This window comes from Flavobacterium arsenatis, assembly GCF_031456785.1.
Lineage (GTDB): Bacteria > Bacteroidota > Bacteroidia > Flavobacteriales > Flavobacteriaceae > Flavobacterium > Flavobacterium arsenatis.
In genome coordinates, this window is record NZ_JAVDVI010000015.1 from 78,547 (window position 1) to 91,048 (window position 12,502).

Below are 12,502 nucleotides of genomic sequence, written 5' to 3' on the forward strand. Positions count from 1 at the left end.
TTAAAAATTGAATGATTTAAAGATTTTGTGGTAATTAATTTTTTAAGGCGTAGAATTTTTCAATTCTTAAATTTTTCAATCTTTAAATAATTAAAGAGAAAAAGATTCCCCACACCCACAAGTCCTACTCGCGTTTGGATTATTGAAAACAAATCCTTTTCCGTTCAATCCTCCTGAAAATTCAAGAACTGTTCCTGCCAAATACAAGAACGATTTTTTTTCAACGGCAATCTTTACATTATTATCTTCAAAAACCTTATCGTTTTCTCCTAGTTCCTTATCAAATTTTAATTCGTATGACAAGCCAGAACATCCACCACTTTTTACGCCAACACGAACATAATCTTTGGTAGCATCAAAGCCGTCTTCTTCCATCATATTGACGATTTTCTTGCTTGCTGAATCAGATACCTTTATCATAGTGATTTGTATTTAGTCTAATTAATTCGCAAAGATACGTCATAATTAGTTTTTTCCATAATTAGTAACATTTTTCTAACTATGTTTGGATAGAAAAAGTTTATTTCCTCCGATTAAAAGCAAATGAATTTTAGTAATTTGCGAACAAAATGCTGTAATAACCATTTATACACTAATAAAAAATGAAATTATATCCAATTGAAGCTGGCAATTTTAAACTCGACGGTGGTGCCATGTTTGGCGTTGTTCCAAAGACCATTTGGCACAAAACCAATCCAGCTGACGAAAACAACCTCATCGATATTGCCGCAAGATGTCTTTTGATTGAAGATGGAAATCGCTTGATTTTAATCGATACCGGAATGGGCGACAAACAATCGGAGAAGTTTTTTGGTTATTATTCGCTTTGGGGAAGCCACTCTATTGATGCTTCTTTGGCTAAATATGGTTTCAATAGAGATGATATTACGGATGTTTTTATGACGCATCTGCATTTTGATCATTGTGGCGGAAGCGTAATCTGGAACAAAGACAAAACCGGATATGAAGTTGCTTTCAAGAATGCAAAATTTTGGACAAATGACAATCATTGGGATTGGGCCACAAAACCAAATGCAAGAGAAAAAGCTTCGTTTTTGACTGAAAATATTATTCCGATGCAGGAAAGCGGTCAGCTTAATTTTATTAAAAGACCTGATACAGATTTTGGAATTTCAGAAGATTTGGGATTTGGGATTTTTTATGTTGATGGTCATACCGAAAAAATGATGATTCCGAAGATTCAATATCAAGATAAAACCATCTGTTTTATGGCCGATTTGTTACCAACTGCTGGACATTTGCCTTTGCCTTATGTGATGGGATATGATACTCGTCCGCTTTTGACCATGCCTGAAAAAGCGAAATTCTTGACAGAAGCTGCGGAAAATAATTATTATTTATGGTTGGAACACGACGCTCACAATCAAATCATCACGGTTGAAAATACGGAGAAAGGTGTTCGATTGAAAGAAGTTTTTTCGTGTGAAGAGATTCTATAAACAATGATTTATTTTCAAAAAGCCACTCATGCTCCTAAAATAATGTTAAGTTCTTATTTGTTTGTAACAAAACAAAAGTATTTTTGACAAATCAATTAAATTTCAAATATTTAAAAATGAAAATAGTAAAATTATCCTATTTATCGCTTGTAGTTGCCTTGGCATTGACGGGCTGTGGTACCTCAAAAGTGGTTACCTATAATGTTGACAAACTTCCGCTAAAAAACGCGAAAATAAGCGATGACCAGTTGAAGAGATGGAGTCATTTGGATATCTTGTCCGATACAATTCCTGGAATGAGTGTTGATAGAGCTTACGCAGAATTATTGAAAGACAAAAAAGGAGTAAAAGTAATCGTAGGTATTGTAGATTCTGGTGTTGATATCGAGCACGAAGATTTGAAATCGGTAGTTTGGACCAATGCAAAAGAAATTGCCGGAAACGGAATTGATGACGACAACAACGGTTACATCGATGATATTCACGGATGGAATTTCCTAGGAGACATTACCAAAGAGCGTTTGGAATATGAAAGAATCGCGATGGACAAAACCTTGGCCGATGATGCTACTTACCAAAAAGCCAAAGGAATGGTAGATAAAAAAATATCTGAATCATCTGAAGCTAAATCTCAAATAGAGCAAACTTTAACTGCTGTAAAAGGTGCTGATGAAACGCTAAAAAAGCATCTTGGTAAAGATGTTTATACTGTTGAAGATGTAAATGCAATTTCTTCTACAGATGCATCAATCGCTAGGGCTCAAAATATAATGAAACAAATGCTTTCTTATGGTTTACCGGTTGTAGATTTATTAAAAGAAATCCAGAAAGAACTTGATGATGCCACTAGTTATGAGACCCACATCAACAAAAACTACAGAGCGATTTTAGGAGATAATCCAAGAGACATCAACGACAAGAAATACGGAAACAACAACGTGATCGGTCCAGACAAGAAAGAAGCACTTCACGGAACTCACGTTGCAGGAATTGTGGCTCAAGGCCGATACAATAACCTTGGTGGCGACGGTGTTGCTTCAAACAATGTAGAAATCTTGACAGTTCGTGCCGTTCCAGACGGAGATGAGTATGACAAAGACATCGCGCTTGGAATCCGTTATGCGGTTGACAATGGTGCGAAAGTAATCAACGGAAGTTTCGGAAAATCATTTTCTCCACAAAAACAATGGGTTTTTGATGCCATCAAATATGCAGAAAGCAAAGATGTTCTAATCGTTCATGCCGCCGGAAATGATGCAAAGGATATTGATGTGGAAGACAATTATCCAAACGATTCTGAAGATAAAGTAACTGAAATTGCTGATAACTTGATTACAATTGGAGCTTTGAATTTTGAATACGGAACAAGCATCGTGGCTAATTTCTCAAACTACGGAGCTTTGAATGTTGATGTTTTTGCACCAGGAGTAAAAATCTACGCTACTACCCCAAATAACGAATATCAATACTTGCAAGGAACTTCTATGGCGGCTCCTAATGCTGCAGGAGTTGCAGCGTTGATTCGCTCTTATTATCCAGATTTAACAGCCAGTCAAGTAAAACACATCTTGATGAACTCTGGAACAGCAATCAATACAGCAGTTCAGGTTGGAGGTCCAAAAGGCGATAAAAAACCTTTTGCTTCTTTATCTAAATCAGGGAAAATTGTAAATGCTTACACAGCTTTGCAAATGGCAGAAAAAATGTCAAAGAAAAAATAATACTATTCAATATCCATTAACGGAAGGTTCATGCCTTCCGTTTTTTTTATATCAGAATTATGAAAAAAATCCTTCTACTTTCAATTTTTTCTATTGGTTTTGGAAATCTATCTGCCCAAAACACCTCCTATTGGCAACAGCACGTCGATTACAAGATGGATGTTTCTATGGATGCAAAAACGTATCTATACAAAGGGAAACAGGAACTGATTTACACCAATAATTCGCCGGATACACTCAAAAAAGTGTATTACCATCTATACAACAATGCCTTCCAACCGGGAAGCGAAATGGATGCTAGAATCAAGGCCATTGCCGATCCTGACAGAAGAATGGTAAAAACGTTCAAGACGGCTGAAAAAACCACTAAGGAAAGTAGAATTAGCACCTTGAAACCAGATGAAATTGGCTTCTTAAAAATCAATAATTTCAAGCAGGACGGTGTTGTTGCAACAACAAAAACAACTGGGACCATTCTAGAAGTGACATTGGCAAAACCAATCCTTCCAAAACAAAAAACAACCTTTACACTTGATTTTGACGGACAGGTTCCAGTGCAAATTCGTCGTTCGGGAAGAAACAATGATGAAGGAATTGCACTTTCGATGTCGCAATGGTATCCAAAATTAGCCGAATATGATTTTGAAGGATGGCATGCAGATCCTTACATAGCAAGGGAATTTCATGGTGTTTGGGGAAATTTTGATGTGAAAATTACCATTGATAAAGACTACATCCTTGGTGGTTCAGGCTATCTTCAAAACCCAAATGAAATTGGATATGGCTATGAAGATAAAGGTGTGGAAGTAAAACATAAAAAAAATACAAAAACCCTGACTTGGCATTTTCTAGCACCAAACGTTCACGATTTTACTTGGGCAGCCGATAAGGATTATGTTCACGACATTGTTCAGGTTCCGGGAAGTGCCAAACTGCATTTCCTATACAAAAACAATCCGGACATCCTTCAGAATTGGAAAAACATGCAGCCAAAAGCAGTTGAGCTGATGCAGTTCTACAATCAGATGGTAGGGAAATATCCTTATGATCAATATTCCATTATTCAGGGTGGCGATGGCGGAATGGAATATGCCATGTGTACCTTAATTCTAGGAAACGGAAGCTTCGAAGGTTTAGTTGGCGTAACGGCTCACGAAATGGCCCACTCTTGGTTCCAACATATTTTGGCCACAAACGAATCCAAACACGGATGGATGGACGAAGGTTTTGCTACCTTCATTGAAGACCTTGCCGTTAACCAAGTCATGAATAAAAAACAGGACAATCCTTTTGAAGGCTCTTATGCAAGCTACTTTTCAATGGTTAATTCAGGAAAGGAACTTCCGCAATCTACTCATGCTGACCGTTTTGATGAAAACCGTGTGTATAGCATCACCTCCTATTCTAAAGGAAGCGTATTTCTTTCGCAGCTTGGCTATCTTATAGGTAACGATAATTTGATGAAAACCTTGAGAAGGTATTACAACGAATTCAAGTTCAAGCATCCAACACCAAATGACTTCATCCGTGTGGCCGAAAAGGTTTCGGGAGCTGAATTGGATTGGTACCTAACCGATTGGACCCAAACCATCAACACCATCGATTATGGAATTAAAGAGGTAAAAGAAAATGGAGCCAACACGACTATAACATTGGAAAGGATCGGCAGGATGCCAATGTCGATTGATTTATATGTAGAATATAAGGACGGTACAAAAGAAACATTTTATATACCGTTGCGAATGATGTTCTATCAAAAAGAAAATCCATTTCCTCAATTCAAGAGAACTGTTCTTAACGATTGGGCTTGGGCTTTTCCAACTTATGAATTTACCATCAATAAAAACAAGAGCGACATCAAGACCATCGTGATCGATCCTGCACAACTAATGGCAGATGTCAAGAAGGAAAACAATGTCTTTTCCAATAAATAGTACATTTATTATCTACCCAAAAAAAATAATTTCAGGATTAAAATCACTAATAAAGGCTATTTCTCATCAAGAAGAAATAGCCTTTTGTGTTTTTGTCAACCGTTAAATCGTTGTGAAAGAGCAATTTAAAAACTAATCACAAAAATTCCCGACAGTAGTCACGAAATTTCCTTTTTAAAAACTTGTTGCTGTTGCATATTTTTTGACCTTCACCTAATCAAAAAAGTTAGGGTTTATAGCAACATGATTGTTTTATAGACAATAGAAATCATAACAATAGTTTTAGTTAATTCAATATCAAAAATAAATAGCAAAATCGGAACTTATAACTTTCATAGAAAATAGTTAATGTTAATCAAACCAATTTCGTTATTATCCCGAAACTTTCGTTTTGGGATTTTTTTTTGAATCAATAGAAAAGCACAATCGTTTAATGGCTTTTGGGAATTGCGGCAATTAATTTCTTGGTATAATCGCTTTGCGGATTTTCATATAAAACATCGGCATCTGCCATTTCTTCAATTTTTCCTTTGCTCATCACTACAACTTGATCGCTCATGTATTTTACAACAGCCAAATCGTGTGAAATAAAGATATAAGTAAACCCAAAATTTTCCTTTAATTCATTCAACAGATTCAAAACCTGGGCCTGAACCGAAATGTCCAATGCCGAAACCGATTCGTCACAAACAATCAGTTTTGGTTGCAAGGCAATAGTTCTGGCAATCCCGATTCTTTGCCGTTGTCCTCCAGAGAATTCGTGTGGATAGCGGTTGAAATATTCTTCACCCAGACCAACACGTTCTAAAATTTCAATCGTTCTGGCTTTGCATTCCTTATCCGTTTTATAAAGTTTATGAACCTGCATCGGCTCCATAATCGCTTTTCCAACCGGAATCCGGGGATTTAGGGAAGAGTAAGGATCCTGAAAGATAATCTGGATTTCACGACGAAGTTTCTTGATTTCGCTTCCGCTTAATTTTGTAATGTCCTGTCCACGGTATAAAATTTCGCCTGCTGTTGCTTTATCAAGTTGCAAGATGGCATTTCCCAAAGTCGATTTTCCGCAACCTGATTCGCCAACCAAACCAAGTGTTTCACCTTCATACAACTTGAAACTCACATCATTCACAGCTTTAAAACCGGTTCTCTTTCCGAATAATCCTGCCGAGGAAAAATATTCTTTTTCCACATTTCGAACCTCTAAAATCGGAGTCTGACTGTATAATCTCTGATGAAAATCGCTTCGGTCTTTATCAGTTACAACCGTTTCGTTTACTTTTTCTTCGAGATAATCTTTTATGGTTGGAAGTCGTTTCAACCGGACATCCAATGACGGACGTGAACTGATCAATGCTTTTGTGTAAATATGTTCCGGATGATGAAAAACTTGCTGCGTTTCGCCTTGTTCAACAATTTCGCCTTTATACATCACCAAAACCCGATTTGCAATTTCCGAAACCAAGGCCAAATCATGCGAAATAAAAATAATGCTCATTCCTGTTGATTGCTGGATTTCTTTCAAAAGAAGTATGATTTCTTTCTGAACCGTGACATCCAAAGCCGTTGTAGGTTCATCGGCAATAAGGAGCTTTGGTTTGCAGGCAATTGCCATTGCAATCATGACGCGTTGTTTTTGTCCGCCTGAAATTTCGTGGGGATATTTTTCGAAAATCAATTCTGGATTGGGCAGTTTTACTTTTTCGAATAGCGACAAGGTTTCTGCCTTTGTTTCCTTTTTGGAAAGGTTCGTGTGCTGCAACAAGATTTCCTGTACTTGGAATCCACATTTCATCGAAGGATTCAAGGAACTCATGGGTTCCTGAAAAATCATTGCAATTTCGTTTCCACGTAATTTTTGCAATTCTTTAGCCGTTAGGTCAGCTATGTTTTTTGAATTGAAAACAATACTTCCTTGTGTAATTTTAGAAATAGATGTTGGCAATAATCCCATAATCGCCAAAGACGAAACGGATTTTCCCGACCCGGATTCTCCTACAATTCCAAGGATTTCGTTATGGTTGACTTGGTAGTTGCTGTTTTTTATGACAGCATGGAATTCCTTTTCTTTCTTAAAGGAAATCTCCAAATTTTTGATGGATAAAAGCGGTTCGTTATTCATGTCAATAAAAGTACTAAAAACTAGTATTGCTTAAAAACAAAAACCATAGAAGTTTTTGGATTCAAATTTTTCGCATCCTGCCTAATGTGCTTCTTATTTTCTTTCTTAACTGTTTTTATTGAAAGTTATTCTTTAATTATCTTCTGAATAAAATTACTCTTATTTGAAGTTATGTGAACAAGATACAATCCTGTGGACCATTTTGAAGTATCCAAAACCAATTCAGCTTTTTCATAATTAGAAATTCGCTCTATTAATTGACCTTGCGTATTAAACACCTGTATGGTCTCCATCTGATTGTTGCAAGACAATGTTAATGAGTTTTGAATTGGATTAGGAAAAGCTTTAATAGTGTTAATCTGATTCTCTTGAATGGAAAGAGTTGTGTTGTCAAACATAATACTTGATATATCTACCCTATCGTCATTCCCTGCAAACAAAAATCCTGAAGATTGACCTGAATGTTGCAATTCAACTGTAAATAGAGTCCCGGCAAATGCATTAAGATTAATCAAAAGATTTTGGTATTGTGCATTTACGGCACCTTGATAACTTGGTCCTATTTGTTCTTCATTTATTAAAATTCTAAACCAAGAGGTATTTGCAGAGCCTAATCTTCTTACTCTATTTCTAATAGTCATATTGAGTGTACTCGTGTTCTGAGCATCAACAATCATATAAAGCGATGAAATAAAATGTTTATTGTCATTCCAAGCTTGACTTTCAGTTGTGTTTAACCCACCAATCCAAGAAGTATTTGCACTTTTTTGATGTAAAGCTACAACAGGATAGCCACTAGTAAAATTTACTTCAGAAGACAAATTGTATTTTGGAGCAACATATATTCCGGTTGTATTGTTTGCAAAAGACGCTGTGTAGGGTGGCAAAATATTTTCTGGCAGAGTTGTTTCAAATAATTCGAGCCATTTACTGTTTTCTGAATCGCATTTTTTTCGAATATATACTTTATAGGCAGAAGCTACATTTAAAGCATCAAAAGTATAGGGTAAAGTTGTTGTTGTCCATGAATTATCAGTCAAAGTGCTTGATTGAGGCACAATTGCAACATCATATTGTATAGCAGTATCTAAATTGCTTAAAGAAATTGAGTTGGTAGTTTTTGAAACAACAAAATCTTGGGATTGGATTAAACAGGTTTCTTCTTTTAACTCAATTGTATCTACCCATGAGCTTCTTTGGTTAACGATATAAAAGTCACTTACGTGTTCAATAGTCAAATCAATCTTTTGACCAATATTGTTTTTTAAATCCACTACAATAGTTTCAAAATTAACATCGCCTCCAGCAACTGATTTATAATTCCAACCCACTTGATTATTCCCAATTTTCACTCTCAAAGTAGCCCCCACTTTTTGTTTTAACCTAAAAGTAAAAATCGGATTAGTCGGATTATTAGTTAAATCAATAATAAATTCAGCTTTTGCGATATAGCTTGTGTTATTTGTCCAGATGTCGCCGGAGGTTGAAAAGCTTGGCACATTCATTTGAAAATCTGTTGAACGAAATAGCAAACCATTATTTGAATTTTCAGCCGCTACGGCATCTACACTCGAACTGCCTAAATAACCGGTAGGTAAAAAATAATTTCTCGTGTTTTCTCCATCAAATGTAATTGTTTGAGGGATTGAAATCTCTATAGGTTTCGTGTCAAATGTAGTATTACCAAACATTGGCAAAGGATCAAAACAATCAGATATGGCACTAAAGCGGTATTTTTCGGCAGGTAATAAATCTATAAAGTCTATTGTTGTTGATGTTGTTGTTTCTAAATCATCAGGAAATGGAGTTCCATTTGTATATACTGCATAGTGATAGGTCGAAATTAAAGGATTATTCTGCAAAATTATGGTAGCTGTTGTTTGAGTAACATTTTGAGGACTAGTTTGAACAACAGGCGAGATGCAACGCTCTAAGTTTCCGAAAAAGCGTGTTGCCGGATATGAATTTTCAATGTACAAATAGGTTCCTCCGCCATCTGTTAGTGTCATGATGCTCCTTTTTGGCGGATTGTTAAAATCCTCTCTACCCAAAAACCCAGATAAACCACTGGAAGTAGATCCGGGAGTAACTTCTTCAACTTCAATTACCAGATTCTCCAATCCTGAATAATAAAATGGTGTCGTGAAATTAATAATTATCTCGCCTGGACCCGAAGAAACAACTCCATTAAAAACTTCTGTAAGTTGAGATTGGCCAATAAATCCAACTCCGTTACCATATTCTTCTAATGATGTTGTTCCCAACTTCACCACCCAATGGTATGAATTTTCAAGAGAAATTCCGGAAAAGGAAGTTTTATACCTAATTTGATTGATATCTCCTTTGAATCTTAAATTTTCTTTGTAATAAATCACCTGTGATCTCGAATAATCAGCTTGGGGTGAAATTGGCTGATTTGTAAAATCTATTGATGCCCCAAAATTAACATTCGTAACAATTTCAGATTGAGACCAAGCAACTACAGACCACAAAAGAAGTAATAATTTTTTCATTTTTCATTTTTAAATTAATCGAATCACATAACTGCTTCATTGGAGTTTAACCAATTATTGATAAACACAAACAGTCTCATTTATAACTCAATAGCTGGCAAATATACTATAAAATTGCAAAGCTAGAAGCTGTAGCAGATTTTTGAAATGAATTATCGTTCATCCTTTATCAATACGATAATAATAAAATTCTAAATCAAAGAACAATCCCAAACAAAAAAAGACAGCTTTTGAACAGCCGTCTTTATTAATTTGAATCGTTTAATCTCTAACCTCCCATAAATTCTCCTTCATCTCCGCCTTCACGTCTTGGCTGTCTTTCCTTCTCGTTTTTCTTTTTGTTGAATCGGTAGGTAAACGAAAGATTGATTTGTCTTTCCCTCCATTGCATTTCGCTATAGGAATTCAAAACATTTGCAATATTGGTTTCGTTGATTCTTTTTCTTGAGTTGAAGATGTCACTAACGTTTAATGAAATAGTGGCACTTTCCTTCAAGATATCTTTACTTAAAGCCATATTGGCCGACAAAACGCCTAAACTTTTTCCTTGGAAATTCGTCTGGGGGGCATTATAAGTCGCATTCAATTGCCATTCTATTTTATAAGGCAATGTTACTTTCGAATTTACTCTCGTGAACCATCCCGTTGCACTGTTGTCCAAATCGATGGAAACATCTTGACCAAGGGAGTTTACATAATTGTATTGGCCAATGGTTTCATTGCTAAAGAAGTTGAAATTACTGTTTAATCTCCACCATTTGAATGGGTTGTAATTAAGTGTAAACTCAAAACCAAATCTTCTTTCTTCTGCCAAGTTGATAGGGCCGCTTAAAACTACTGGAGTCCCGTTTGAAAATTCACCATTTTCTCTTCTCACAAATTGAAAAACATCTTTTGTTCTATTGAAATAGGCCGATGTACTCAAGGTTATTTTTTTCCATTTTTTCAAATAACCCAAATCAAATGCATCGGTCATGGCTGGATCTAAATCTGGATTTCCTTGAAAGATATTGATGTCACTTGAACGGTTTTGGAACGGGTTCAGGAACCTTCCTCTAGGTCTTTGGATTCTCCTGCTGTAGCTCAAAGATATGTTTGTTTCATCGGAAATCTCATAGGTTAAGAAAGCACTTGGAAAGAAATTGTTGTATTTTTTTGCATTATAATCTGCTGTTGACAACTGATTTACATTGATCTTTGAATCTTCCCAACGAAGACCGAATAAGTAGGAGAACTTGCTGATTTTCGAACCAAATTGAGTATACAAAGCATTTACATTTTCCTTGTATTCAAAGTCGTTTGAAAGATTAAAGTTGGTGTCATACTGATTCGTATTTACATTAAGCGAATCCGACTGGAACGCTACGATATTCTCGGTGAAGCTTCCTCTATAACCTGCTTCGAAGCGGCTGTTTTCCTTGATGGGCAATACATAATCGGCCTGAAGCTGTGTTGTGGTTTGCTTTTGATTGTTGAAGGTCCTCTCATCGGTATTTATATTATCTAAGATTGAAGCTTTGTCGTCATCCTTATTTAGGGAAACATTGCCATCAAAAGTCAATTGATGTCCATCTTTCTTGAATTTTTTGATGAAATTGGTAGAATATTCAACATTCTCCCCTTTGGAAATTTGAGTATTGGATCGGTTTCTAGTTGAAATCAAATTCCTGTTGCTGTCATAATTGTAGAAAAAAGTGTTTTCAGGGTTGTCTCCATTATCGTTTCGGTAGGAGAATATATGAGTCCAGGTTGTGGTTTCATCCAAAAACCAATCAAAACCAAAACTTCCATTATAGCCTTCTCTCACTCGCTCGTTATTTCTTCTTTCATCAATAAATTTATACTCTGCTAATGGACTCAAATATTCAGTGTCGGTCATGGAATTTCCTGGACTAGTCCTGTAATTGTAACCTTGAGTTGTAAAAAGGTTGATTTTTTCATTTTTGAAATTAACTGTTCCTGTAATGCCATACGTTTCTGGATCTCCAACGGTTGCCGTAACCACACCATTAATTCCCTGATTCTTTCCTTTTTTAAGTAGGATATTGATGATACCAGCACCGCCTTCAGCATCATATCTGGCAGATGGATTTGTGATAATCTCCACCTTATCTATTGCATCTGCAGGAATCTGTCGCAACGCTTCTGCCATATTGATGGCATTTGATGGTCGGCCGTCAATCAAGATTCGCACACTTTCGTTTCCTCGAAGGCTAACAGTTCCATCAGAATCTACCGAAACGGAAGGAACATTGTCGAGAACATCACTTACCGTTCCGCCTCTTACAATCATGTCCTGACCCACATTGTATACCTTTTTGTCCAGTTTCATGCTAACGGTCGAAACTTCTTGTCGGACTTCAACGGCGTTCAGCATTGTAGCATCTTCTACCAAAGCAAAACTTCCGAGATTGGTGTCCTGTTGCAGATTTCGGCCCTTCATTTCAATTACCTTGAACGAAATGAATTCAACCTTTACATCATAGACACCTGCATTGATGTTGAATTCAAATTCACCTTTTGCATCGGTAATCCCACCCGTAATATCACTAGGATTTTTTGGATTTTGAAACGTAACAGTGGTGTATTCTAGAGGCTGATTGGTAGTTTTATCAATAACTCTTCCCGTAACTTTTACTTTTTTGGTTGCCGGTCTTTCTTGAGAAAAGCCTAAAAGAGAAAACATTAGGAAGAATAAAGTTATGCTGTGCTGAAAATTTTTCATTATTGAAATTTTGATTATCGGGATAAG

At 36.2% G+C, this 12,502-nt stretch carries 7 protein-coding genes; 3 read left to right on the forward strand and 4 right to left on the reverse strand.

Going from position 1 to position 12,502, the window contains the following annotated elements; all coding sequences use genetic code 11:
* Nucleotides 1–90: 90 nt before the first annotated feature.
* Nucleotides 91–420 (reverse strand): HesB/IscA family protein, encoded by a 330-nt coding sequence (locus J2X31_RS15250; protein ID WP_310027823.1) that lies wholly within the window; start codon nucleotides 418–420, stop codon nucleotides 91–93.
* Nucleotides 421–602: 182 nt separating this feature from the next.
* Between J2X31_RS15250 and J2X31_RS15255 the strand changes: the two genes are divergently transcribed.
* The 3 genes from J2X31_RS15255 (at nucleotide 603) to J2X31_RS15265 (ending at nucleotide 5,115) form a co-directional block, all read left to right on the forward strand.
* Nucleotides 603–1,460, forward strand: coding sequence for an MBL fold metallo-hydrolase (locus J2X31_RS15255; protein ID WP_310027824.1), 858 nt, complete (start codon nucleotides 603–605; stop codon nucleotides 1,458–1,460).
* Between the two features lie 116 nt (nucleotides 1,461–1,576).
* On the forward strand, nucleotides 1,577–3,181 hold the full coding sequence (locus J2X31_RS15260; protein ID WP_310027825.1) for a S8 family peptidase: 1,605 nt from the start codon (nucleotides 1,577–1,579) through the stop codon (nucleotides 3,179–3,181).
* A 59-nt stretch (nucleotides 3,182–3,240) separates the two neighbouring features.
* A complete protein-coding gene (locus J2X31_RS15265; protein WP_310027826.1) occupies nucleotides 3,241–5,115 on the forward strand; it encodes a M1 family metallopeptidase in 1,875 nt (624 codons plus the stop codon).
* A gap of 430 nt (nucleotides 5,116–5,545) precedes the next feature.
* Here J2X31_RS15265 and J2X31_RS15270 read toward each other — a convergent pair whose 3' ends face one another.
* From J2X31_RS15270 to J2X31_RS15280, 3 genes are all read right to left on the reverse strand, one after another.
* A complete protein-coding gene (locus tag J2X31_RS15270; RefSeq protein WP_310027827.1) occupies nucleotides 5,546–7,237 on the reverse strand; it encodes an ABC transporter ATP-binding protein in 1,692 nt (563 codons plus the stop codon).
* Nucleotides 7,238–7,362: 125 nt separating this feature from the next.
* Nucleotides 7,363–9,750 (reverse strand): T9SS type A sorting domain-containing protein, encoded by a 2,388-nt coding sequence (locus J2X31_RS15275; RefSeq protein ID WP_310027830.1) that lies wholly within the window; start codon nucleotides 9,748–9,750, stop codon nucleotides 7,363–7,365.
* Nucleotides 9,751–10,018: 268 nt separating this feature from the next.
* Entirely contained in the window at nucleotides 10,019–12,475 is a 2,457-nt protein-coding gene (locus J2X31_RS15280) for a TonB-dependent receptor (protein ID WP_310027832.1), read from the reverse strand.
* Between the last annotated feature and the right edge of the window lie 27 nt (nucleotides 12,476–12,502).